The sequence below is a fragment of the Methylobacterium fujisawaense genome, from assembly GCF_039619325.1.
GTDB classification, from domain to species: Bacteria; Pseudomonadota; Alphaproteobacteria; order Rhizobiales; family Beijerinckiaceae; genus Methylobacterium; species Methylobacterium fujisawaense.
On the sequence record NZ_CP155000.1, the window covers coordinates 4,754,875 to 4,779,171 of the forward strand.

General features: G+C 71.0%; 22 protein-coding genes. 6 read left to right on the forward strand and 16 right to left on the reverse strand.

The features are described 5' to 3' along the window. Positions 1-5: 5 nt before the first annotated feature. The 8 genes from ABC766_RS22570 to ABC766_RS22605 form a co-directional block, all read right to left on the reverse strand. The gene (locus ABC766_RS22570; protein WP_043382902.1) at positions 6-794 is read right to left on the reverse strand and encodes an aldolase; all 789 of its coding nucleotides are present in this window, start codon (positions 792-794) and stop codon (positions 6-8) included. 94 nt (positions 795-888) lie between these two features. Next, the gene (locus tag ABC766_RS22575) at positions 889-1,905 is read right to left on the reverse strand and encodes a biotin-dependent carboxyltransferase family protein (RefSeq protein WP_345819538.1); all 1,017 of its coding nucleotides are present in this window, start codon (positions 1,903-1,905) and stop codon (positions 889-891) included. Beyond that, entirely contained in the window at positions 1,905-2,636 is a 732-nt protein-coding gene (locus tag ABC766_RS22580; RefSeq protein ID WP_345819539.1) for an allophanate hydrolase subunit 1, read from the reverse strand. The genes ABC766_RS22575 and ABC766_RS22580 overlap by 1 nt, the downstream gene beginning before the upstream one ends. After that, positions 2,633-3,394 (reverse strand): 5-oxoprolinase subunit PxpA, encoded by a 762-nt coding sequence (locus ABC766_RS22585; protein WP_182591765.1) that lies wholly within the window; start codon positions 3,392-3,394, stop codon positions 2,633-2,635. Before ABC766_RS22585 ends, ABC766_RS22580 begins: the two co-directional genes overlap by 4 nt. Before the next feature lie 28 nt (positions 3,395-3,422). After that, positions 3,423-4,694 (reverse strand): MFS transporter, encoded by a 1,272-nt coding sequence (locus ABC766_RS22590; RefSeq protein WP_053609469.1) that lies wholly within the window; start codon positions 4,692-4,694, stop codon positions 3,423-3,425. A gap of 43 nt (positions 4,695-4,737) precedes the next feature. After that, positions 4,738-5,559: a putative hydro-lyase gene (locus ABC766_RS22595; RefSeq protein WP_427902329.1), complete on the reverse strand. Its 822-nt coding sequence runs from the start codon at positions 5,557-5,559 to the stop codon at positions 4,738-4,740. Positions 5,560-5,718: 159 nt separating this feature from the next. Next, on the reverse strand, positions 5,719-6,612 hold the full coding sequence (locus tag ABC766_RS22600; protein WP_043758727.1) for a LysR family transcriptional regulator: 894 nt from the start codon (positions 6,610-6,612) through the stop codon (positions 5,719-5,721). Positions 6,613-7,117: 505 nt separating this feature from the next. After that, the gene (locus ABC766_RS22605) at positions 7,118-7,984 is read right to left on the reverse strand and encodes an outer membrane protein (RefSeq protein WP_043758726.1); all 867 of its coding nucleotides are present in this window, start codon (positions 7,982-7,984) and stop codon (positions 7,118-7,120) included. 1,613 nt (positions 7,985-9,597) lie between these two features. Here ABC766_RS22605 and ABC766_RS22610 point away from each other — a divergent pair. Beyond that, complete coding sequence (locus ABC766_RS22610) at positions 9,598-10,299, forward strand: GntR family transcriptional regulator (RefSeq protein WP_053611267.1); 702 nt, start codon at positions 9,598-9,600, stop codon at positions 10,297-10,299. A gap of 10 nt (positions 10,300-10,309) precedes the next feature. Here ABC766_RS22610 and ABC766_RS22615 read toward each other — a convergent pair whose 3' ends face one another. Next, positions 10,310-10,726 carry a nuclear transport factor 2 family protein gene (locus tag ABC766_RS22615; RefSeq protein ID WP_043389197.1) on the reverse strand — a complete coding sequence of 139 codons (417 nt, stop codon included), beginning with the start codon at positions 10,724-10,726 and terminating at the stop codon, positions 10,310-10,312. A 197-nt stretch (positions 10,727-10,923) separates the two neighbouring features. Between ABC766_RS22615 and ABC766_RS22620 the strand changes: the two genes are divergently transcribed. Genes ABC766_RS22620 through ABC766_RS22635 form a run of 4 tightly spaced genes read left to right on the forward strand, consistent with a single transcriptional unit; the run spans position 10,924 to position 16,359 of the window. After that, complete coding sequence (locus ABC766_RS22620; protein WP_342145008.1) at positions 10,924-12,105, forward strand: ABC transporter substrate-binding protein; 1,182 nt, start codon at positions 10,924-10,926, stop codon at positions 12,103-12,105. A gap of 8 nt (positions 12,106-12,113) precedes the next feature. Next, the gene (locus ABC766_RS22625; RefSeq protein WP_043348786.1) at positions 12,114-12,983 is read left to right on the forward strand and encodes a branched-chain amino acid ABC transporter permease; all 870 of its coding nucleotides are present in this window, start codon (positions 12,114-12,116) and stop codon (positions 12,981-12,983) included. Positions 12,984-12,987: 4 nt separating this feature from the next. Further along, positions 12,988-15,456, forward strand: coding sequence for a branched-chain amino acid ABC transporter ATP-binding protein/permease (locus ABC766_RS22630; protein WP_345819541.1), 2,469 nt, complete (start codon positions 12,988-12,990; stop codon positions 15,454-15,456). Between the two features lie 12 nt (positions 15,457-15,468). Next, positions 15,469-16,359 carry a polysaccharide deacetylase family protein gene (locus tag ABC766_RS22635; RefSeq protein WP_345819542.1) on the forward strand — a complete coding sequence of 297 codons (891 nt, stop codon included), beginning with the start codon at positions 15,469-15,471 and terminating at the stop codon, positions 16,357-16,359. 27 nt (positions 16,360-16,386) lie between these two features. Here the strand turns inward: ABC766_RS22635 and ABC766_RS22640 are convergent, their stop codons facing one another. The 5 genes from ABC766_RS22640 to solA form a co-directional block, all read right to left on the reverse strand. Beyond that, positions 16,387-17,166, reverse strand: a complete 780-nt coding sequence (locus ABC766_RS22640; protein ID WP_345819543.1) for an amino acid ABC transporter ATP-binding protein — start codon at positions 17,164-17,166, stop codon at positions 16,387-16,389. Between the two features lie 4 nt (positions 17,167-17,170). Continuing rightward, positions 17,171-18,022, reverse strand: coding sequence for an amino acid ABC transporter permease (locus tag ABC766_RS22645; RefSeq protein WP_345819544.1), 852 nt, complete (start codon positions 18,020-18,022; stop codon positions 17,171-17,173). Beyond that, positions 18,019-18,768 carry an amino acid ABC transporter permease gene (locus ABC766_RS22650; RefSeq protein ID WP_345819545.1) on the reverse strand — a complete coding sequence of 250 codons (750 nt, stop codon included), beginning with the start codon at positions 18,766-18,768 and terminating at the stop codon, positions 18,019-18,021. The genes ABC766_RS22645 and ABC766_RS22650 overlap by 4 nt, the downstream gene beginning before the upstream one ends. A 37-nt stretch (positions 18,769-18,805) precedes the next feature. Next, positions 18,806-19,648, reverse strand: a complete 843-nt coding sequence (locus tag ABC766_RS22655; RefSeq protein ID WP_043758711.1) for a transporter substrate-binding domain-containing protein — start codon at positions 19,646-19,648, stop codon at positions 18,806-18,808. Positions 19,649-19,719: 71 nt separating this feature from the next. Beyond that, positions 19,720-20,883, reverse strand: a complete 1,164-nt coding sequence (gene solA / locus ABC766_RS22660) for an N-methyl-L-tryptophan oxidase (protein WP_345819546.1) — start codon at positions 20,881-20,883, stop codon at positions 19,720-19,722. Positions 20,884-21,086: 203 nt separating this feature from the next. Here solA and ABC766_RS22665 point away from each other — a divergent pair, with 203 nt between their 5' ends. Continuing rightward, complete coding sequence (locus ABC766_RS22665) at positions 21,087-22,043, forward strand: GlxA family transcriptional regulator (RefSeq protein WP_043348814.1); 957 nt, start codon at positions 21,087-21,089, stop codon at positions 22,041-22,043. A 24-nt stretch (positions 22,044-22,067) separates the two neighbouring features. On the opposite strand, the gene eutC is transcribed toward ABC766_RS22665, so the two are convergent. Together eutC and ABC766_RS22675 are read right to left on the reverse strand one after the other, a co-directional pair. Beyond that, positions 22,068-22,862 carry an ethanolamine ammonia-lyase subunit EutC gene (gene eutC, locus ABC766_RS22670; protein WP_345819547.1) on the reverse strand — a complete coding sequence of 265 codons (795 nt, stop codon included), beginning with the start codon at positions 22,860-22,862 and terminating at the stop codon, positions 22,068-22,070. Then, positions 22,859-24,262: an ethanolamine ammonia-lyase subunit EutB gene (locus ABC766_RS22675; RefSeq protein WP_345819548.1), complete on the reverse strand. Its 1,404-nt coding sequence runs from the start codon at positions 24,260-24,262 to the stop codon at positions 22,859-22,861. Before ABC766_RS22675 ends, eutC begins: the two co-directional genes overlap by 4 nt. Positions 24,263-24,297: the final 35 nt, after the last annotated feature.

Below are 24,297 nucleotides of genomic sequence, written 5' to 3' on the forward strand. Positions count from 1 at the left end.
GGCGTCTACGCCAGGAAGGCGGGCTCGTCCCGGGCCAGCACCCGCTTGACGCTCTCCAGGTGCAGCCGCGCACTCTCGGCGCGTCCCGCCGCCTCCTGGGCCGCCACGTGCTTGACGATCGCCTCGGGCACGGTCTTGAGCGTGCGCCCCGTGCTCATGGCCAGGACCTGCGCCTGCGCGGCGCGCTCCAGATAGTAGAGATCGTCCCAGGCCTCCGCGATGGTCTCGCCCAGCACCATCACGCCGTGGTTCTTCAGGAACACCACGTCCGCCTCGCCGGCGCTCTCGGCGATCCGCCGGCCCTCGGACGCGTCGAGCGCCAGCCCGTTGTAATCCTCGTCCACGGCGATCCGGCCGTAGAAGCGCAGGGCCGTCTGGCCCGCCCATAGCAGCGGCTCGCCTTCCAGCATGGCGAGGGCCGTCGAATAGGGCATGTGGGTGTGGAACGCCGCCCGGGCGCGGGGCTTCAGCCGGTGCAACTCGGCATGGATGTGGAAGGCGGTGGCCTCGGGCTGACCTTCGCCCTCGACGACGTTGCCGTGGAAGTCGCAGAGCAGAAGGCTCGACGCGGTGACCTCCGCGAAGGCGAGGCCGTAGGGATTGACCAGGAACAGGTCGGGCCGCTCCGGCAGCACCGCCGAGAAGTGGTTGCAGATCCCCTCTTCCAGACCGTTCCGGGCGGCCCAGCGCAGGCAGGCGGCGAGGTCGATCCGGGCGCGGCGCACGCTGTCGGCGTTCAGGGGCTCGTTGCTGCGGGCGGGCGGGCTCCCCGGGGCGGTAACGGCGTGCGCCATGCGTGCGGGCTTTCCTGTGTCTCGGGATCGGGCCGGGGACTCGGCCGGTGCCGCACTCTATCTGCTTGCGCCCTTGAGCGCAGCCGATCTGCGCTCAGCTGCCGCCGTCGGTGACGCCGCCGACGAGGTTGAGGCCGAGCAGGAAGTCCGACGCGAAATCCGTGCGGATGACCGGCTCGCGGGGCACCGCCTCGCGCAGGAGATCGCGCTCGGCGCGCCGCGCCGCGACCGCCTCCTCCACCGACACGCGCCGGAACGACAGGCGCGCCCCGCCCCGGACCTGCGCCAGCCGCCCGAGATCCGGTCCGATGACCGTGGCGATCTTCGGGTAGCCGCCGGTGGATTGCCGGTCGGCCATCAGGATGATCGGCAGGCCGTTGCCGGGGACCTGGATCGCCCCCATGGCGACCCCGTCGGAGACGATGTCGTGCCCCTTGGCGTGCTTGAGCGGCGTGCCGTCGACGAAGCAGGCCATCCGGTCGCCCCGCGGCGAGACCGTCCAGGGACCCGCCAGGAAGGCCTCGATCTGGTCGGGGGCGAAATAATCGTCCTGCGGGCCCAGCACCACCCGGATCCCCCGGCCGTCGCGGTCGAGCCAGGGGGCGACGAGCCGCTGCGGCGCCCCGTCCAGGGTCCGGCAGTCGGCGACGGGCAGGCGGTCGCCCGCAGCGAGGCCGCGCCCATCGAGGCCGCCGAGCCCCGAGCGAGTATGGGTCGCCGCCGATCCGAGGACCGGCGCCACGTCGAGCCGCCCAGCGACCGCCAGATAGCCCCAGGCGCCCGCATCGCCGGCCCGCACGACGAGCCTCTGGCCGGGTTCCAGGGTGAGCGCGACCGTATCGGGCAACGGCACCCCGTCCAGCGCGACGCGGAAACCCGGCGCGAGCAGGACGATCCCGACGGGTCCGTCCTCCGCCGAGACGGTGACGCCGCCGGTGGAGATCTCGACGGCGGTGGCGTCGAGGGCGTTCGATGCCGCCCGGTTGGCGGCAGCGTGCATCAGCGGGTCCATGGGACCCGCGGCCGTGATGCCGTAGCGCAGGTAGCCGTGCCGGCCCCCGTCCTGCAGGGTTACGCCGGGTCCGGCGGACTCGATGACGAGGGCGGGCATCAGTGGGGCTCCCCGCGCCGGGCCACCGGCTCGCCTGCCGCCTCCCGGGCTGTCAGGGCCTCGAAGGTCGCGGAATCCACCGGTTCGAAGCGGATCTGGTCACCCGCGGCGACGAAGAAGCTCGGGTCGCGCTCGGGCGCGTAGAGACGGGCCGGCGTCGCGCCGAGCACGTACCAGCCGGTCGGCATCGGCACGGTCGCCACGGCGGCGAGACCCCCGCCGATCATGACGGCGTTGCGCGGATGCGGCGGCCGCGGGCTCGCGCGCCGGGGCACCGCCAGGGCCTCCGGCAGGCCGCCGAGATAGGCAAAGCCCGGCGCGAAGCCGTACATGTAGACCCGGAACGTCGTGGCCGAATGGGTCGACACCACCGCCTCCGGCGACAGCCCGCTGCGCTCGGCGACCTGCGCGATGTCCTCGCCATGCGGAGAAGCGTAGCAGCAGGGCAGGGTCCACAGGGTCGGACTGGACGCGCGCGCGGTCGCGCCCGACACCAGCGCCCGGACCCGTTCGGCGAGCGTCGCGCGGTCGAGCACCAGCGGATCATAGTGCAGCATCAGGGAGCGGTAGGTCGGCACGCGCTCCCGCAGCCCCTCGGGCGGATCCGCCCCGAGGGCGTCGTCCAGCGCCAGGACCCGGTCGCTGATCGCCGGGTCGACCGTGCTGCCGAACTCGACCACGAGGGCCGCCTCGCCGGCGTCGAGAAGCCGGGGCTCCGCGACCGCGCTCACGGCCGGAACGGCGCCAGCGTGACGCCCGCGCCCTCCAGTCGGGTCCGCACCGCGCGGGCCGTGGCGACGGCGTGGGCGGAATCGCCGTGGACGCAGATCGAGCGGATCGGCGTCGGCAGCGTACGGCCGTCCGCCGTGAGGATCGCGCCCGCCTCGACCATGCGCAGGACCCGGTCGGCCGCCTCGCCGGCATCGGTGATCATCGCGCCGGGCTGGCTGCGCGGGATCAGGAGCCCGGTCGGCGTGTAACCGCGATCGGCGAAGATCTCCTGATGCACGTCGAGGCCGCAGGCCTCGCCCGCCGGCACCTGGGCGGTGAGCGCGATGGCGAGCAGCGCGAGGTCGCGGTCCACGGCACGGACGGCCCGGGCGATGGCGTCGGCCACCGGCCGCTCCTCGGCGGCGACGTTGGCCAGCGCCCCGTGCGCCTTGACGTAGGTGATGCGGTGGCCGGCATAGGCGGCCAGCGCCTGGGCGGCGCCGATCTGGTAGGCGACGAGCCGCTCGATCTCGTCCGGGCTGAACGGCATCCGCCGCCGCCCGAAGCCCCAGAGGTCGGGGAAGCCCGGATGAGCGCCGACCGCGACGCCGCGCGCCTTCGCCAGCGCGAAGGTCCGGGCCATGATCTCGGGGTCGCCGGCATGGAGGCCGCAGGCGACGTTGGCCGAGGTGACGATCCCGAGGATCGCCGCGTCGTCGCCGCAGGCATAGGCGCCGTAGCCCTCGCCGAGGTCGGAATTCAGGTCCACGCTGGTCATCGCCGCCGCTCCGCGTGCCGATCGGGTCTCATAGGGCCGCAACGGGCTCCGGCTCGCTCGGATCCGCGCTGCAAGAATCGAGCGCGCGGCCCGCCGTCTCGGGCAACAGAAGCGCCGCGACGATCACGAGGCAATAGGCGCCCGCCGCCACGACGCCGATGGCGATGCCGAGTGTCAGCGAGCCGCTGAGATGGCCCACCACGGCCGGGCAGATCGCGCCCGTGGCGCGCCCGAAATTGTAGCAGAAGCCCTGTGCGGAGCCGCGGATCCGGCTCGGGAACAGCTCGCTCAGGAAGGCGCCCATCCCGGAGAAGACGCCGGAGAGGAAGAAGCCGAGGGGGAAGCCGAGGACCAGCATCACCGGGTCGGTGATCGGAATCAGCGTGTAGGCCAGGACGAGGAGACCGGCGCAGAAGCCGAACAGGATGAAGCCCAGGCGGCGCCCGATGCGGTCGGAGAGCCAGGCGCTGGTCAGGTACCCGACGAACGATCCGAAGATCAGCATCAGCAGGTAGCCGCTGGTGTTCAGGACCGAGAGGTTGCGCTCGGTCTTCAGGTAGGTCGGAAGCCACGTGGTCACCGCGTAGTAGCCGCCCTGCATGCCGGTCGCCAGCAGGCTCGCCAGCACGGTCCGGCCGATCAGCGGACGGGAGAAGATGTCGAGGAAGCTGCCCGTATCGCCGACGTCGCGCATGGCGGCGCGCGTCTGCCGGTAGACTTCCGGATCCTCGATGTTGCGGCGGATCCAGAAGATCAGCACCGAGGGGAGGGCGCCGAGCCAGAACAGGATCCGCCACGCCACGGCGGGCTCCGCCAGGGCGAACACGGCCCAGAAGGCGATCGCCGCGCAGGCCCAGCCGACCGCCCAGCTCGACTGGACGAGGCCCACCGCCTTGCCGCGATAGCGGGCCTGGATCGTCTCGGCGATCAGCACGGAGCCCACCGACCACTCGCCGCCGAAGCCGAAGCCCTGCAGCGCGCGGGTGACGAGCAGTTGCTCGTAGGAGTGCGTGAAGCCGCTGAGCACCGTGAACAGGGTGAACCACGCGACGGTGGCTTGCAGGACGACCACCCGGCCGTAGCGGTCCGCCAGGATCCCGGCCGCCCAGCCGCCGATGGCCGAGGTCACCAGCGCGGCGGTGGCGATGTTGCCGGCCTCGACCTTGGTCAGGCCCCAGACCACGACCAGCGTCGGGATCAGGAAGGTGTAGACCATGTAGTCGAACGCATCGACGCCGTAGCCCGCGAAGGCCGCGCCCAGCACCCGGCGCTCCGCCGGACTCGTGTCTTTCACCCACATGGCGCAACTCCTTGGCGGACAGGCCGTCATGCGGCCGGGAGGGTCACAGGAACGGCAGGTCGCGGTTGAGGAGGTCGGTGATCAGCATGTGACCGGGCGCGTGGGTGATGCAGAGCGGCAGCCGCGCCGCCATCGCCACCGCCTGGGGGGTAACTCCACAGGCCCAGAAGACCGGGAGCTCGTCGGGCTCGATCGGGACCGGATCGCCGAAATCCGGCTGCGCGATGTTGCGGATACCGATCAGGCTCGGGTCGCCGAGATGGATCGGCGCTCCGTGGACCGCCGGCATCCGGGCCGTGACCTGCACGGCCTTGATGGCGTCCGCCGCCTTCATCGGCCGCATGGAGACCACCAGGGGGCCGTGGAACGGGCCCGAGGGTCGTGTGGCGATGGAGGTCCGGTACATCGCGACGTTGCGGCCGAGGGCGACGTGCCGGAGCGGGATGCCCGCCGCGATCAGGCCGGCCTCGAACGAGAAGGAGCAGCCGAGGACGAAGGTGACGAGGTCGTCCCGCCACACGCCGGTCAGGTCGGGCAGCTCCGCCACGAGTTCGCCGCCCTCGTAGACGCGATAGCCGGAAACGTCGGTGGCGAGGTCGAGATCGGCGCCGAGCGTCGGAAGCGTGCGGGCGCCGGGCTGCGAGACGCCGAGGATTGGGCAGGGCTTCGGGTTCTGCTGGCAGAAGCGGTGGAAATCCTCCGCCATGGCCCGCGGCAGGATCATCAGGTTGCCCTGCGCGTGGGCGGGGACGAGACCCGAGGTGTGGCCCCTAAACCGACCCGCGCGGATCGCGCGCCGCGCTTCCGCCGCATCGGCGAAGACAGGTGCTGCGCCGTCGGCGCCCAGGTGCTGGCTCACCGCGATGATCTCCCTGGCTGGTTGTCGAGCGCCGGGCCGGCATCGTCGGCAGCCCGGATTCCGCAAGATCCCGATCGCTTCAGCGATTCATGTCCTGCCGCAACGATCCCATCGCGCCGCAGGGCACGCCAATCGTGATTGCGAATGAGGCGCGATAAACCAGTCTTATCGGCCGGCGGCCCAGGTTTCGGCCACGTCCTGGGCGAGGCGGGCCGCATCCGCCACGAAATGGTGGGCCGGCCGCTTCATGTGCATCGCCGTGAAGGTCAGATTCGAGAGCAGCGGCTCGGCCGGCAGGACGCGGAGGGTGCCGGCGCGGATCTCGGCCTCGACCACCGCCGGCGGGATCACGCAGATCCCGAGGCCCTCGATGCCCATCTTCACGATGGTGGCGAGCGAGGCGCTGGTGTGGATCTGGCTCGGCAGGAGGTTCTCCTGCAGGACGAGGTCGCGCAGCTCGACATAGGGGCTGGTGTTGCGCGGGTAGGTGATGAGCGGATGGTGCAGGAGCGCGCCGAGGCTTAGGGGCGCGTCGCCCGGCAGCAGGCCCGGCGCGGCGATCCACGCGACCGGGGTGCTGAACAGGGCACGGTTGACGAAGCTCGGCAGGGTGATCGGACCCACGAGGAGTGCCAGATCGATCTCGTCGGCGACGAGGGCGGCCTGCATGTTCGGCGAGATGTCCACGGTGATGTCGACGCCGATCCCGGGATGGGCGGCGCGCATGCGCTCGATGAAGCGCGACAGCCACAGATGGACGATCGTCTCGGACACGCCGAGCCGCAGGGTGCCCCGCGTCCGTCCGGTCTCGTGCAGGGCCGCGCTCATCTCGTCCTGCAGAGCCAGGAACCGCTCCGCGAAACCCAGGAGGAGACGCCCCCGCTCCGTCAGGGCGACGTCCCGGCTTCGGCGCTCGAACAGCGTGCCATATTCATGCTCCAGGGCCGCGATGCGCTGGGAGACGGCCGGCTGGGTCGTATTCACCTTCTCGCTGGCGCGGCGAAAGCTGGAGAGTTTCGCAACCCAGTAAAACACCTCCAAGCTGCGGAAATCCGCCATCCCGCGATTGTCCCGCTCCGCCGTCGTGGCCGATCATATCGCGCCCTCCCGCGCTGGCATGCAAGCCGTCGGCCGTCGCGTGTCGGCGCGGGGATCAGGCCATCCGTCCGCGAGTTCCTCCCGTCCACCCGGATGACAGGGGCGCGGTTCAGGGCGATGGAAAATCCGAAAGCTTGGCGCTCCCGTGGCGCTTCGGGCGGCACCAATCAGCGCAGGCGCGAAGCCTGAGGGCCTCGTGAAACCCCTTCCAGAAGCACCGACAAGAGCCCGACATCGCGAGCGGAATGCTCAGGTGTGGGCGCAACGGTTTCGGGTGGCCCCACACATGCGGAAACCCCGGGAGCGGAATGCTCCCGGGGTTTTGTCGACCTCGCGACCAGGTTGATCGGGCTGGGATGCAAGGGTCGAGCGAGGGGCATCGCCATCCCGCGGCGACCGGCATGCAGAGGACCAGTCCCATGCCAAGTCTCCGCGAGAGGCGATGGCCCCTCGAGTCACGCTCGGCTCAGTACGAGCCGAACTTGTAGTTCAGGCCGGCGCGGACGACGGCGAACTCGGTCTTGGCGGCGGCGCCGTTGAGGTAGGCGGTGCCGTTCGGGGGCAGGAGGTTGCCGTAGAAGACGCCGCCGGCGGAGTTCTTCTGGCGGTCGAGGCTGACGTACAGGCCTTCGACCTTCAGGGTGACGGCCGAGGAGCGGAAGAAGTTCAGGAAGGAGTCGGTGGGCAGGGCGTACTCGACGCCGCCGCCGGCGGCCCAGCCGGTGCGGAAGCTGTCGCGGAAGCGGTTGCCGGAGAAGTTCTGGTCGTCCTGGCCGGATCCGTAGGCGAAGCCGCCGGTGCCGTACACGAGGGTGCGGTCGAAGGCGTAGCCGAGGCGGCCGCGGACGGTGCCGAAGTAGTCGAGGCCGTTGCCGCTGGTGGCGACGAAGGCGGGCGGGTTGGAGAAGGCGACGCCGGGGAAGCCCAGGAAGCTGTAGTTCTGGGTGGCGTTGGCGCGGCGGGCGAAGTCGACGTACTGGGCGTCGGCCTCGAAGCCGATCACCACGCCCGAGCCCGGCGTGAACTGGTAGTTGTAGCCGATCTGGGCGCCGCCCGAGAAGCCGTCGTTGTTGTTGCGGTTGTTGACGCTGACGACGCCCGAGGTGCCGGGGGAGTTGATCAGCGAGCCGCCCGGCAGGGCGTAGCTGGTGGTGTTGCGGCTGTTGGCGTCGAAGCCGTAGCCGGCGTTCACACCGACGTAGAAGCCGGTCCAGGTGAACACCGGCACCGGCGTGAACACCGGCGGCGGCGCAGCGCGGCGCGGCAGGTCGGCGGCGGACGCCGCAGCCGTGAGAGCGGTGAATGCAGCCAGAGAGGCCAGGATCTTGGTCATGTCCGTGTTGGTTCCGTTAGCAGCGTCTGCTGATCTCGACTTATCAGGCGCGCGATCGGGAAGATGTAGCTCGCCGGCAACACTTAGGAATTCGCGCGCGTCCCGATCTCGGCATCCTTAACGGTTCTATACCGCAAAAATGTTACTCAAAGACGAACAGGAAGATCTATCGTCGTCTACGGGTTGTCCTCCGAGCCGCGGCGCGCAGGATCGCGCCGGCCTGCGTTTGGTCGGCGTGCCTGACCAAGCAGCCTGGAGGCCTGCGGCGATAATATGCGGCGAAGACCTGCGCGGTGGCGCCCGGACGCGCGTCGCCGGTGTCGCCCAGGGTCAGCCGCACGCCGTCCGTCCGCGGTCCGGCGCGACGGCCCCTGGCGTACGTCTCGACGTACGCGGACGGATCGAAAGCTGATCGATACGGTACGGCCACTTTGCGATTGCAGATTTCGGGATCGGATCTCGTGGCGGCGTCGCGGGCCGCGGATGCGGCCGATCGCCGGCCGGCGGCGCCTCGACCCTGTCCTGCGGTCTCCGAAGCGCTGGAATAGAGGTGGGCGCCCCGCGATGACGATGCGCCGGGGTCGACTTACCGGCGCGGGGGCTGCGGTTCGAAGTCCAAACCGCATCTCTTCTCGACAGAGGCCTGCTCCAATGCCTTCACCGCTCCCTTGCGGCGCGTGAGTTCGGCGGTCTGATGGTTGTCGCCATCGATGAAGAGAAGGGCCGGCAGGACGATGACCGCACCGACTGTCGTGGCGACTTGGTCGCCGCGGCGCTTTTCATCCTGCGGCCCAACCGCCTGTGCCGCCCGCGCGGAGACCCGTCCCGTCTCTTCGCGGATCTGCGCACAGGTTAAATGGCTGAGCTGAATCGGCGAAACCGACGTCGCCGCGACCTTCTCGTCGTGTGTTTATGCAGGGATCCTTAAGATCCCGTCCAGATATCGGCTATGGCGTCGTCTGCACAAATCGGCCGTTATCAAATTCCGGGGACGCAGAGGACCAATTTTGAAATAGAAATTTATGTCGGAGAAAGTTCCGGCCGGGTCGATCTGTCGCGATCGTGTGACCGATCGCACGGGTGGCACCGGGACGGATGGACCGATGACGGATGACTTCCAGACTATGTTCGGGCCTCCGAGCGGCATTCCCGCGGCTCCTCGCCGGTTGCGACCCGGACTGTCGTTGCGCGGACCTGGATGGGCGGTCAGGCTCGTCGAACATGGCGCGTGCCGAGGGGGCATATCCGGGGACGAATCGGAACGCCCCGGGCTTCGCCGTCGACCAGCCCGACGTGCGATCGGCCCGCCCCTGCCGCTCCGTGATCGTTCGCGGCTCGACCCGGGCCGCCGGCGTGCGGGCGCCGCCTGCGGGATCGGACCTGAGCGCCGGACGACCCGTTCCGCCCGGATCCCCTCCGCGTTCGGCGCAGCCCACCGCGGTCCCGCTGCCACCGGTCCGGTGGCGCTGGCGTGACCGTTGCACCTGAAGGTCTCCATCGGCAAAGACCCTGCCGCGATACGTCTTCGAACGCATCGAAGCGTCTCGCGACCGAGAATGGACCATGACGCACCAATGCGCAGAGGTATCGGCGATCGGCCGCGGACGGCATCGATGAAGGCGGCCGACGAAGGCGATCGTGTGGGCGCCATCTGCCAAGCCCTGCGCCGAGCCATCGTGGAACGGGCGCTGGCCCCCGGCGACCGCCTGCCCGAGGATGCCCTCGGCGAACGGTTCGGCGTGAGCCGCACCATCGCCCGGCAGGCCCTGTTGCGGCTGGCCGGGGAAGGCCTGGTCGACCTCCGCCGCAATCGCATCGCCGTCGTGGCGACGCCGAGTTGGGAGGAGGCGCGTGACACCTTCGACGTGCGTCTCGGCCTGGAGCGGCTCGTGGTGCGCCGCCTCGCCGGACAGCTCAGTCCCGAGCAGCGTCAGGTTCTGCTGGATCAGATCGCCCGCGAGGAGGCCGCCCGGGGCGGGCCCGAGGCGCTCTCGATCCGGCTCGCTACCGAATTCCACCTGATGCTCGCCGAGATGACCGGCAGCGCCGTGCTGACCCGGTATGTCGCCGAACTCGGCTATCGCTGCGCCCTGATCCTGTCCCTCTACAGCCGGCCGCATTCCTCGGACTGCGCCGTGAGCGAGCACCGCGACATCGTCGCCGCCCTGGTCGCGGGTGATGCCGAACGCGCCGCCGCGCTCATGGACCACCACCTTGATGCGGTCGCCGAGCGGGCGCGCATCGTGCCCCCGACCCCGCGCGAGCGCGATCTCGGACGCCTGCTGGCGCCCTACGTCGCGGGCGGCGGAGCCTGAGCCTTCGGCGTCAGGCCGTGAGGCCGTGCTTCGTCAGCAGACGCTCTGCGCTGTCGTTCCAGACCTCCATCCCGACGATCAGGCCGTCGCGCACGGTGAAGCGGTCGACGTAGCGGTTGCCCTCGAAGGGCGTGCCGTCCGGCCAGGCGCCGTAGAGCGTCCCGAGGCTGTAGACCGTCGTGACGCCGTCGCCCGGGACCACGTCCAGCCGCTCCATCCGCTTCTTCACCCAGGCGTAGCGCCCGGCATTGAAGGCCGTGACCTCGGACGGATGGTTGAAGACCCGCGCGCCGGTGAACACGATCCGGGTGCCCGGTGCCATGTAGCGGGCGGCCGTCTCGGGATCCGGGACCATCGAGGCCTCGAGATAGGCGGTGACGTTGGCGGCGTCGCGCGCGGTCGCCGCGCTGTGGGTCACATCGGTCATGGCAGGCCTCCTGTCGGCCCTAACGTGCCGCAAAAGGCCGGTCCGTGCATGCAGGAAGTGTATGCACTTTGACACGCGATTGAGCACATTATGCCTCCGAAGATGCACGCACGCGGCGCCGGGAGCGGCCGAGCACCGGAATCTCGCTGGCATGGAGGTTGCGGTCTTCTGGGGCGACCCGCCCTCGGAGACACGCCATGGCCTCCTTCCTGCCCCCGACCCTGCGCCGCTTCGCGGTGACGACGAGCGCGCTGCTCGGCCTCGCGGTCTCGACCGCGCAGGCGGCCGACACCGTCAAGATCGGCCTCGTGACGGCCCTGAGCGGCCAGTCCGCGAAATCCGGCGAGGCCATCTCCCGCGGGATCGGGCTCGCCATCGACGAGATCAACGCCAAGGGCGGCGTCCTCGGGCGTCCGCTTGAGCTGGTGGCCCGCGACGACGAGGCCAACCCGTCCAAGGGCGTGCTGGCGACCCGAGAGCTGATCCAGCGGGTCGGCGTCGTCGCGGTGGTCGGCGGCCTCGACACGCCGGTCTCCATGGCGATCGTGCCCATCGCCAACCAGATGAAGGTGCCGTTCATCGGCCCCTGGGCGGCCGGCACCGGCATCACCCGCAACGGCGCCGCCGACAATTACGCCTTCCGGGTCTCGGCGGTCGACGCCCTCGTCGACGAGGCGCTGGTCGCCTATGCGGTGAAGACCTACGGGGCGAAGAAGCCCGGCATGATCCTCGTCAACAACGCCTGGGGCGAGTCGAACCAGAAGGGCCTCAAGGACGCCCTGCAGGCGGCCAACCTCCCGGCGGCGGGCATCGAGAAGTACGAAGCCAACGACGTCGACATGGTGCCCCAGCTGTCCCGGCTGAAGGAGGCCGGGGCCGACGCGCTGTTCCTCGTCGGCAATGTCGGTCCCTCGGCCCAGGTGGTGAAGTCCCTCGACCGGATGGGCTGGTCGGTGCCGGTCGTCTCGCATTGGGGGCCGGCAGGCGGTCGCTTCGACGAGCTCGCCGGCCCGAGCGCCGCCAAGGTCCACTTCATCCAGACCTTTACCTTCGCGGGCAACACGTCGCCGAAGGCGAATACGGTGCTGGACGCGCTCAAGGCCAAGTACCCGGCGATCAAGTCGATGGCCGACGTCACCCCCGCCGTCGGCATCGCCAACGCCTACGACGCCACGCACCTGCTGGCGCTCGCCATCCAGGCCGCGGGTTCCACCGAGGGCCCGAAGGTCCGCGACGGCTTCTACAAGATCGGCACCTATCCGGGCCTGATCAAAACCTACGAGAAGCCCTTCGCCCCCGGCCAGCACGATGCGCTGGGCCCCAAGGACTACGTGTTCACCCGCTTCAAGGACGGTGAGATCGTCGCGGTGACCAACTGAGCCCGGCGATGCTGACCTCCATCCTCGTCAGCGGCCTCGGCCTCGGCAGCATGTACGGGCTCGTGGCGCTCGGCTTCCACGTGACCTACGCGGTGTCGGGGACCGTGAACTTCGCGCAGGGCAGCGTCGTCACCCTGGGCGCGGTCCTGGCCTATGCGCTGGGCGTCACCCTCGGCTGGCCGATGCCGGCCGCGATCGTCCTGGCGCTCGCCGGCTGCGCCCTGTTCGGCCTCGTGGTCGAGCGGGCACTGGTCCGCCCGTTCGTGGCGCGCGGCTCGGACGCGTGGCTCCTGGCGACGGTGGCGGGCGGCATCGTCCTCGACAACACCGTGCTGTTCACCTTCGGCAAGGAGCCGCGCAGCCTGCCCTCGCCGCTGGCGACGAAGCCCGTTGAGATCCTCGGGACCGGCATCTACCCGTTGCAGCTCGTGATCCCGGTGGTCGGGATCGCCCTGGCCTTCGCGATCCGCACGGTGTTCCGCCGGACCGATCTCGGCCGTGTCCTCCTCGCCGTGGCGCAGAACGCCGATGCCGCCCGCCTGATGGGGATCGACGTGCGCCGCACCGTGGCCTGCGCCTTCGCGCTCTCGGCGGTGCTGGCCGGCATCGCGGGCCTGCTGATCGCGCCGCTCTTCTCGGTCTCGGCCGAGCTCGGCACGCTGTTCGGCATCAAGGCCTTCGCGGTGGCGATCCTCGGCGGCATCGGCTCCGCCACCGGGGTGATCCTGGCGGGGCTGCTCTACGGCCTCGTCGAGGCCGGCGTCACCGCCACCCTCGGCTCGACCTACACGCAGCTCGTGGTGTTCTCGGTGATCATCCTGGCCCTCACCCTGCGCCCCGACGGCCTGCTCGGCCGCGCCGCGGTCAACAAGGTCTGACGCGATGCCGTACCTGCGCTCGGCTCCGGCGATGCGGCTCGGCATCGCCGGCCTCACCGCCGCCGCGCTCGGCCTCGTCGCGCTGACCGCAGGCTACAGCCACTTCGTGATCGCCCTCGTGGCGCTGACGACGGTGGCGGGGGTCGGCCTCAACGTGCTCCTCGGCCTGACCGGGCTGATCTCGTTCGGCCATGCCGGCTTCTACGCGATCGGCGCCTACGCGAGCGCGATCCTGACGCTCCACGGCGTCAGCTTCTGGCTGACGCTCCCGGCGGCGGCGCTGATCGCGGCGCTCGTCGGCGGCCTCGTGGCGGTGCCGGCGATGCGGGTGAAGGGCCCCTACCTCGCCATGCTGACGATCGCCTTCGGCTTCATTGTCGAGCACGGCCTGATCGAGGGCGGCGAACTGACCGGCGGCCAGAACGGCCTCGTCGTGACCGATGCGCCGAGCCTCCTCGGCGAGCCGCTCTCGCCGGTCGGCCTCGCGGTGCTGGCGGTGCTCGCGGCCGGCGCGAGTCTCGCCGGGTTCGACCTCCTCGCCCGCAGCCGCCTCGGCCGGGCGATGCGCGCCGTGCGCGACGCCGACGTCGCCGCGGCGGCTTTGGGCTTCGATCCGGTCCGGGTGAAGGCCCTGGCCTTCGCGATCTCCGCGGCCCTGACCGGCCTCGCGGGGGCTGTCCTGCCGCCACTGATGCTGTTCATCGCGCCGAGCTCGTTCCCGTTCTCGCAGTCGATCCTGTTCGTCCTGTCGGTGATCGTCGGGGGCGCCGGCACGGTGCTCGGCCCACTCCTCGGCGCCCTCGTCACCGTGCTGCTGCCGGAGGCGCTGTCCGGCCTCGCCGAGTACCGCCTGCTGTTCTTCGGGGTCGCGACCCTGGCGGTGCTCTGGCTGGTGCCCTCGGGGCTGGTCGGCAGCCTTGCCCGACTGCTGCCCCGCGGCCGCGACGCGCCGGCCGCCGGGGACAGCGAAGAGGTGTCGCTGCCCGGCACGACGGCGCGCGATCCCCTGGTCCTCGAGGGCATCGGCATCCGCTTCGGCGGCATCACGGCTGCGGAGGGGGTCGACCTCACCGCCCAGCCGGCGGCGGTCACCAGCGTGATCGGCCCGAACGGGGCCGGCAAGACCACCGTGCTGAACATGATCTCGGGCTTCTACCGCCCGACCGCCGGGGCGATCCGGCTGGGCGGACGCGACCTCGCCGGGCGGCCGGCGCACGTCGTCGCCCGCGCCGGCATCGCGCGCACCTACCAGACCACGCGCCTGTTCGGCTCGCTCCCGGTGGTGGACAACGTCGCCCTCGGCTTCGCGCCGGGCCGGCTGTGGCGCCGCGCGCAGGCGCAGGACCGCGCGACGGCCGCGTCGCTCCTCGCGTTCGTCGGCTACCGGGGCGCCCTCGACCGCTTGGCCGCCGAATTGCCCCATGTCGACCGGCGGCTCGTGGAGATCGCCCGGGCGCTCGCCGGCGGCCCCACGGTGCTGCTTCTCGACGAGCCCGCGGCCGGCCTGTCGCGGGCCGACACCGACCGGCTGGCCCGGCTGATCCGCCGGATCGCCGACAGCGGCGTCGCGGTGGTGCTGGTCGAGCACGACATGCCGCTGGTAATGGGGATCTCCGACCACATCCTCGTCATGGATGCCGGGCGCCCGATCGCACGCGGCACGCCCGCCGAGATCCGGCGCGACCCGGCTGTCCTGCGCGCCTATCTCGGCGGCGCCGACACGCCCGCCCGGCCGCGAAGCACGCCGTGGCAGGGGCCGGCGGATGCCGTCCTCTCCGTCCTCGACCTGACGGCCGCCTACGGCGCCGCGCCCGTCCTCGATGGCATCCATCTCGACGTGCGGCCGGGCGAGACCGTCGCCCTGCTGGGCGCCAACGGTGCCGGTAAGTCCACGGCCATGCGGGCTCTCGCGGGACTGCTGCGCCCGGTGGCGGGATCGATCGTGTTCGACGACCGGCGCGTCGAGGCGCTGCCCGCGCACCGGATCGCCCGCAGCGGCCTCGTTCTGGTACCGGAGGGCCGACAGGTCTTCCCGGAGCTCAGCGTCGTCGAGAACATCCGCCTCGGCGCCTTCGGACGCGGGACGCCGATCGACCCGGCCGAGGTCGAGCGCCTGCTCGACCGGTTCCCGCGGCTGCGGGACCGGGCGGCGAGCCGGGCGGGCCTGCTCTCCGGCGGCGAGCAGCAGATGCTGGCCATCGCCCGCGGGTTGATGGCGCATCCGCGCATCCTGCTTCTCGACGAGCCGTCGCTGGGCCTCGCCCCGGCGATGATCAACGCCCTCTACGCCACCGTGGCCGAACTGCGCGACGAGGGCGTCACCATCCTGATCGTCGACCAGATGGCCGCGCTCGCCCTCACGGTCGCCGACCGCGGCTACGTGCTGGAGCAGGGCCGGGTGGTCGCGCGCGGAACCGCCGCGGCGCTGTCGGCGGACAAGGGGCTGGAAGCGGCCTATCTCGGTGCGGCGTAACAGGGTCTCCACATGGACACGAATGCGGGCCACGGCCGCTACAGCTACAGCGCCCTCCCGGACCGGCCGGTCTACGACTGGCCCGAGGGCAAGCGCCTCGCCGTCTATGTCGGGCTGAACCTGGAGACCTTCGCGTTCGGCGAGGGCCTGGGCGCCGAGCTGGCGCCGGGCGGCCCGCAGCCGGACGTGCTCAACTACGCGTGGCGCGACTGGGGCAACCGGGTCGGCGCGTGGCGGATCGCCGAGATGCTGGACGCCCTGGCGATGCCCGCGAGCGTGCTGGTCAACAGCAACCTCTACCGGGACTGCCCCGGGCTGATCGAGGCGTTCCGCGCCCGCGGCGACGAGATCGTTGGCCACGGGCGGACCAACGCGGAGCGGCAGGGCACCCTCGACGAGGCCGCCGAGCGGGCCCTGATCGCCGAGACGACGGCGGTGATCGCCGCGCAGGAAGGCCGCCCGCCTTCCGGCTGGCTCGGCCCCTGGATCTCGCAGTCGCGGGTGACGCCCGACCTGCTCGCCGAGGCAGGCTACCGCTACCTGCTGGACTGGGACCACGACGACCAGCCCACGTGGTTCGCGACCCGCAACGGCGGCCGGATCCTGACGGTGCCGTACCCGCAGGAACTCAACGACATCCCCGCCATCGTCGCCCGCAAGGAGACGGGCCGCCAGTTCGCGGACGCCATCGTCGACGCCTTCGACGAGATGTTGGAGCAGGCGCAGGCCGCGCCCCTCGTCATGGGCATCGCGCTCCACCCCTACATCGTCGGACGACCGCACCGGCTGCGGCCCCTGCGGCGGGCGCTCCAGCACATCGCCGACCACCGCGGCGACATCTGGCTCACCACCGCCGGGGCGATCGCCGACCACATCGTCGCGCAGGAGGCCGGGCCGCGCTGACGCGGCCCCAGTCCGGGCCGGGGGGCCTCAGAGCACCTGCGACAGGAACCGGCGCGTGCGCTCGTCCTGGGCGGAGGCGAAGAAGGTCGCGGGCGGGCCGTGCTCGACGATGACGCCGCGGTCGGTGAAGTAGATGTGGTCGGCGACGTCGCGGGCGAAGTTCATCTCGTGCGTGACGAGCATGCAGGTCATGCCCTCCTCGGCGAGTTCCCGGATCGTCACCAGCACCTCTTTGACCGTCTCCGGATCGAGGGCGGCGGTGACCTCGTCGAACAGCATCACGTCCGGTCGCATCGCCAGCGAGCGGGCGATGGCCACGCGCTGCTGCTGGCCGCCGGACAGCTCGCCGGGATAGGCGTTCTCCTTGCCGGCCAGCCGGACCTTGGCGAGGAGCGCCCGCGCCCGCGCCTCGACCTCTCGCTTCTCCTGACCGAGGACGTGGATGGGAGCCATCATCACGTTCTGCAGCGCGGTCTTGTGCGGGAACAGGTTGTATTGCTGGAACACCATGCCGACCTTGCGGCGCAGCGCCAGCTTGTCGAGCCGCGGATCGGTGACGTCGATCCCCTCGACCTCGATCAAGCCCGCGGTGACCGGCACCAGCGCGTTGATGCAGCGGATCAGCGTCGACTTGCCCGAGCCCGAGGGGCCGATGATGCAGACGACCTCGCCCTTGCGGACGTCGAAGCTGATCCCCTTCAGCACCTCGAACGTCCCGAAGGACTTGTGCACGTCGGCGATGCGGACGATCGGCTGATCGGGCGTCCAATTCGGGGACGGGGTTTCGGCCAGGGTCGCGCGCGTCATGGTTTCAACGGGTCTCGAAGCGGCGTTCCAGGGCGGCGGTGAACCGGTCGATCGGGTAGCAATAGAGGAAGAAGCAGAGCAGGGCGAAGCCGTAGAGCGGGGCGAACAGCTCGGGGCGGCCGCCCTCGGCGGCATGCACCTGTGCGGTCAGCGTCAGCATCTCGGTGACGCCGACGATCGACGCCTGCACGGTCGCCATCGCGATCAGCGAATAGACGTTCATCCAGGGCGGCAGCATCCGCTTTGCGCACTGGGGCAGGATGATGCGCCACATCGTCTGCCGACGGGTGAAGGCCAGCGACTCGGCGGCCTCCCACTGGGTGTTCGGCACCGAGCGCACCGCGCCGCGGACGATCTCGGCGACGTTGGCCATGACCGGCAGGCTGAAGCCGAAGGTCGCCTTCACCCAGTCGGGCAGCGGCACGCGGAGGCCGAACACCGTGATCTGGAACGGCACGAGGAACATCACGAAGAACAGCAGCACCAGCCAGGGCACGTTGCGGAAGACCTGCGTGGCGCACCACGCGAGGCGGGGCAGGATCCGCCCCTCCGCCAGCATGGCCAGCCCGAGCCCGATGCCCGCCACCGTGCCGATCGCCATCGCCATCAGCGAGATCGCCACGTTAAAGGCGAAGCCCGTGAGCAGGAGCGGCGCCCACTTGATCACGACCTCCAGCGGCGACAGCGCGGCGGCCTCGCCCTGCGCCCAGGCCGGGACGGCGACGAGGGCGAGCCCGGCGAGCAGCCAGAGATGGGCCGGGCGCAGGCGCGACGTTGCGCGGTCCTTCGGGAGCGCGAACGGCAGGAGGACCGGCAGGTCCCCCGGTCGCCGGCCCTGCGAATCTGGGGCGCTCATCGGCCGTATCCCGGGATGCGCAGGGCACGCTCCCAGCGGTGCATGATCCAGACGAGCACGCCGACGAGGACCGCGTAGGTCGCGAGCAGCACCAGCATCATCTCCAGGACGTTCTGCGACTCGGACCAGATCTGCTTGACCGCGTACAGGGTCTCCGGGACCGCGATGGCGTAGGCCAACGTGGTGGTCTTCAGGAGGTTGATGAGGTTGTTGTTCAGGGCCGGCAGGCACACGCGCAGGGCCAGGGGCAGGACGACGTACCGGTAGGCCTTGAAGCGGGTGTAGCCCAGGGCCTCGGCGGCCTCGACCGTGGTCCGGGGCACGGCCTCGATGCCGGAGCGGAAGATCTCGACGTTGAACGCGCCCGCGAACAGCGACAGCGAGATGATCGCCCACTGGACGTTGGTGAGGATCGGCGCGCGAAGGCCGTCGGCCGAGCGGATGTCCGGCAGCAGCGTCCCGAGGCCGAAGTAGAAGAAGAAGATCTGCACGAGCGGCGGCGTGTTGCGGAACACCACCACGAAGCCGTTGACCAGCGCCCGCAGGACGCGCGACGGACCGCTCTGCAGGAGCGCCCCGACGGCGCCGATGACGAGGCTCGCCAGGATGGTGCTGATCCCGAGGAGCAGCGTCATCCGCAGGCCGGCCACGTACCGGTCCCAGTCGTAGGGATCGTAGAAGATTGTGACGTTGAAGCCCGTGGTCTCGTAGAGCTGCTGGAACCACGCCTGGATCGTGGCGATCATCGCGGGTGAACGCCCGGCTTCGTCGTGCAGGCGCGCATCAGTTGGTCGCGTTCTTGTACTTCTCGTGCATCGCCTTCGAGTAAGCGGTCGGCTCGATGCCCCACTTCTTCTCCTCGTTGACGATGAAGCCGGTCTTCATCCAGTCCTTGGTGGCGTCCTCGACCGCGGCCTGGAGCGTGGTGTTGCCCTGCGCCACCGCCATCATCCACGGGGCGTCCAGGATGCCCTTGAGCGGAAGCGCGTAGTTGGCCTTCCAGTCGTCGTCGAGCAGCTTACCCTGCAGCATGCTCTGGTCGTAGACATAGCCGATGCAGTTGCCCTGCTTGAGCGCGAAGAGCGGCTTCTCGGACCCGTCGAAGGCGACGATCTCGGCCCCGTAGGTCCGCGCGACGTCCTTGTTGTACCAAGCCCCCGAGGTGGCGCAGACCGGCTTGCCCTTGAGCTGCGCCCAATCGGTGATCCCGGAAGACTTGGGCAGCAGGACGTTGACGAAGTCGGAATAGTAGTTCGGGTCGATCGCCTGGACGACGCGGCGGCGCTCCGGCTTGTCCGAGAGGGTGGCGATCAGCAGATCGACCTTGCCCTGCTGCAGGAACTCGATCCGGTTGGCCGAGACGACCGGCACGAGTTCGAGCTTCACGCCCAGCCGCTTGGCGAGGTCGGCGGCGAGGTCGGGCTCGAGGCCGATGATCGTCCCGCTCGGGTCGCGGAAGCCGAACGGCTTGTAATCCGCCTTCACGCCGACGATCAGCGTCCCGCGCTTCTTGATCGCGTCGACGCCGTCGGCGGCCGTGGCCCGGCCGGGCAGCGCGACGGCCGAGAACGCCGCGAGCGCGGCCAGCGCACCGGTGGTCAGAAGGGTGCGGATCGTGAGGCGCATCGGATCTTTCCTGCTCGGGTCAACCGATCTTGGCATGGTTTCTAGCAATCCACGAGCCATTAGCCGGCGCATCAACTGAAACGTGCCAAGGCGAAGGGCGTGAGATCGACCGTGCCGCCGGTCCCGGCCAGTTCTGCCGCGACGGCCTCGCCGATGCCGGCCGAGTGCTTGAAGCCGTGCCCCGAACAGGCGGAGATCACCGTGACCCGGTCCATCGCGGGATGCCGGTCGATGATGAAGCCGCGGTCGGGGGTCACCGTGTAGACGCAGGCCGCGGCCTGGACGACCTCCGGGGTCGCGCCGGCCAGCCGGTTCGCGACGCGCAGCCGGTACATCTCGGCGGATTCGGACAAGTCGACGCGGCGCTCCACCCCGTCTGCACTGGTAATGGTGTCGTACTGCTCCGTGGCGACCTTGATGGACCCGTCGAACGGCGGGAAGCCGTAGAGGTATTCGGTGTCGCCCGTCCCGTACATCCAGATGAAGACCGGCGAATGCGGCCCATAGGCGGTCTCGTCCGCCAGCGCGTACCAATGCAGGAGCTGACGGCGCACGGTCAGGAGCCGGTCGAATGGGCTCCCGAGCAGCGGGGCCGTCCAGGCGCCCGCGGCCACGACGGCGCGGTCGGCCAGGATGGTCCCCTCCGCGGTGTCGATACGGACGCCGCTCCCGTCCTGCTGCAGCCCGACCACCGCGCGGTTCGTGCGGATCTCGGCCCCCGCGGCCCCCGCGCGGCCGAGCTGCGCCGCGAGGCAGCGCTCCGGGAACACGTAGCCGCCGCCCGGCTCGTAATAAGCCTTCTCGTCGCCCGCGAGGTTGAGGAATTGCGGGAACCGGCGGGCCACCGCCGCACCGTCGAGCACCTCGTGGGCGATGCCGGCGCCCTGTGCCGCGCTGATCGAGCGTCCGACGAAATCAGGCTTCCCGTGATGGGACGAAGTGCCGTGGCCGGGTGCCATGACGAGGGCACCGCAGGCATTTAGCAGGGCCTCGCCGGTCTCGGCCTCCAGCTCGCGCCAGATGCGGTGCGAGGCGGTGACGAAGGGAACGTAGTCGTCGCCCTCACCGACCGCCTGCCGGGTGATCCGCGTCTCGCCGTGGCTGGACCCGAGCGCGTGGGGCGGCGCGAAGCGGTCGAGCCCGATGACCGCGGCGCCCCGCTTCGCCAGCTGGTAGAGCGCGGCGCTGCCCATCGCGCCGAGTCCCAGAACGGCGACGTCGTAGCGGCGGCTCACGGCCGGCACTCCTGGAGGCTGCCGGGACGGGACGCCGCCGCAGCGCGGAACGGGGGCAAGTCGGCAGGTCGAGGCATCCGGAGGCGGTCTCGCGCGGCACGGGAAGACGACACACAGGATGATGGATGCCAAGCATCGCGTTTGACCAGGACGGACGGTTTCTTGCACGGCTGAGCCGTGTGAGGCCGGAGAGCGCTGGCGGAATGGCTGCAGAGACCGCGGATTCACCGCAGGAGATCGGCTTCATCCTCGTGCCCGGCTTCGCGCTGATGTCCTTCGCCTCGGGCTGCGAGCCGTTCCGCGCGGCCAACGATCTCGCCGGGCGGCCGCTCTACCGGCTGCGCTACTTCGGCGAGGCGGAGGGCCGGGTCGCCGCCTCGTCGGGCGCGGAGGTCCCCACCGAGGCGCTGCCGCGCCAGCGCGGCCATCTCCACACCCTCTTCGTCTGCGCGGGCGGCGAGCCGACCGGGTGGGACAGGCCCGAGATCCACGCGACCCTGCGGCGGATGGCCCGGCTCGGCGTGCGCATCGGCGGCATCTCGGGTGGTCCCTACCTGATGGCCGCGGCGGGCCTGCTGGCCGATCGCGCGTTCACGCTGCACTGGGAATATGCCGGCGCCACGGTCGAGACCTTCCCCGACGCGCGCCTGAACCGGGCGCGCTACGTCGCCGACGGCGATCGCCTGACCTGCGGCGGCGGCGTCGCGCCCCTGGAGATGGCCCACGCCCTGATCGCCGAGCGCATGGGTGAGGCCTTCGCCCGCCGCGTCTCCGACTGGTTCCTCCACACCGCCATCGGCGCCGCCGACGACCCGCAGCGGGCCTCCGCGGTCGAGCGCTATGGAATTCACCATCCGGCCCTGCTGACGGTGCTGGAGACGATGGAGAAGACGGTGGAGGCGCCGCTCGGCCGCCTCGCCATGGCGCGCCTCGCGTCCATCAGCCCACGCCACCTCGACCGGCTGTTCCTCGAGAAGCTCGGGTTGAGCTTCTCGGCCCAGTACAGGGCTATCCGCCTCGCCCATGGACGGCGCCTGCTGCGCCAGAGCCCGCTCCGGATCGGTGAGATCGCGACCGCCTGCGGGTTCGCGAGCGCGGCCCATTTCGCCCGCTGCTACCGGTCCCAGTTCGGCTGCAGCCCGTCCGCGGAGCGAGCGTGACGACCGTTCGGGCAATCCGAGCGGTCAGTCCCGCGCGTCCGGGAGAGCCTTCGGATCGGCGGGATCCCCCCGGCGCAGCGCGACGCCGCTGGTGCCCTGGGCCAGCATCGCCCGCAGCAGCGCCTCCATCTGCCCGGCGGCCGCCTCGACCGAAAGGCCGCCCTCCCGGATGTTCGAGATGCAGTTGCGCCGGGAGTCGGGCAGCCCCGGCTCCGGGCCGAACGTCACGTAGCAGCCGAGGCTGTCCGAGGCCGACAGGCCCGGCCGCTCCCCGATCAGCATCACGACGCAGCGCGCCCCCAGCCGCGCCCCGATGGGATCGCCGATCGCCACCCGCCCCTGGCTCGCGACGACCACCGGGGCGAGGCTCCAGCCGGCTTGGCGCACCCGCGCCGCGAGCGCCGCCGCCGCGGGGACCGCGTTCAGCGCGACCGCCGTGGCCGAGAGCCCGTCCGCGATCACGATGGCGACGTCGAAGCCCGGCCCGTGCCCGTCGAGCACCGTGGCGGATTCCGGAGCGAGGCTGCGGCCCCGGTCCGGCCGGCGCAGGTACTCCGTCCGGTCGGACACGGCGGAGCGGACCTCGACCGACTCCAGGCCCTGGGCCCACAGCGCTGCGCCGATCGCGGCCGCGTCGAGGGGCGTCCAGACCGCCTCGCGGGCGCGGGCATGGTCGAGGCCGAAGGCGAGCGCCGCGCCGGTGGGAAGGCCGGCGCCGTGCGCGCCCAGGGCGATGCGGGCCTGGGTCAGCCCGCGCAGATCGCGCAGCGTCGGGGTGCCCGCGTGGGCCGGCTTGGCCGGCTTCGCCGGGTCGCTCACGCGGCCCGCCCGGGCAGGAGCCGGGTGGCCGCGGCGAGGGCCGGGGGCAACTCACCCGTGGCGCTGGTGAGCCGGCCCTGCGCGTCCGTGATGCGCACGTCCCGGAGCCACGCCTCGAATTCCGGGGCTGGCGGACGGCCCAGGGTCTCGCGGGCGAAAACCGCGTCGTGGTGGGACAGCGACTGGTAGTTCAGCATCACGTCGTCCGCCCCCGGCACGGTGATGACGAAGTTGACGCCGGCCGCGCAGAGCAGGGTCAGGAGCGCGTCCATGTCCTCGCCGTCGGCATCGGCATGGTTGGTGTAGCAGACGTCCACGCCCATCGGCAGGCCGAGCAGCTTGCCGCAGAAGTGGTCCTCTAGCCCGGCCCGGATGATCTGCTTGCCGTTGTACAGGTATTCGGGGCCGATGAAGCCCACGACCGTGTTGACGAGGAGCGGGTCGAACTCGCGCGCCACCGCGTAGGCGCGCGCCTCCATGGTCTGCTGGTCGACGCCCCAATGGGCGTCGGCCGAAAGGGCCGAGCCCTGCCCGGTCTCGAAATACATGACCTGGCCGCCCGCCGGGCAGCGGCCCAGCGCCCGCGCCGCCTCCGAGGCCTCGCGCAGGACGGCGAGGTCGACGCCGAAGCCGGCATTGGCCTTCTGCGAGCCGGCCACCGACTGGAACACGAGATCGACGGGCGCGCCTTTCGCCATGGCCTCGATCGCCACGGTGACGTGGCCGAGGCAGCAATGCTGGGTCGGCACGTCGAGGCGCAGCCGCAGGGTCTCCAGAAGCTCGACGATGCGGATGTAGTCCGGCAGGGAATCGGTGGCCGGGTTCACCCCGATGACCGCGTCGCCCGAGCCCATCAGCAGGCCGTCGAGGGCCGAGATCAGGATGCCCTCGGACGAATCGGTCGGATGGTTCGGCTGGTTGCGGGTGGCGAGGCGTCCGGGCAGGCCGATCGTGGAGCGGAAGCGCGTCACCACCGGCCGCTTGGCGGCCACCGCGACGAGATCCTGCAGCCGGCAGATCTTGGAGACCGCCGCGACCATCTCGGGGGTGAGGCCGGGCGAGAGGGTGGCGAGCGCCCGCGCGTCGGCGGCGGGGGAGAGCAGCCACTCGCGGAAGGCGCCGACCGTGAGGGACGAGACCGGCGCGAAGGCCGCCGCGTCGTGCCGGCGGGCGATCAGGTCGGAGACCTCGTCCTCCTCCGAGGGGATCAGCTCCTCGGCCAGGAAGGTCTTCAGCGGCAGGTCCGCGAGGGCGATCTGCGCGGCCAGGCGCTCGACCGGCCCGTCGGCGCTGAGACCGGCGAGCTGGTCGCCCGACCGCTCCGGCGTCGCCTTGGCGAGGAGGCGGCGCAGGTCGGGGAAGGTGAAACGTGTGCCTTCGATCGTCGTCGCGTAGGCCATGGCGGGCGCTCCCGGCGCGCTGTCGGACGTCAGGG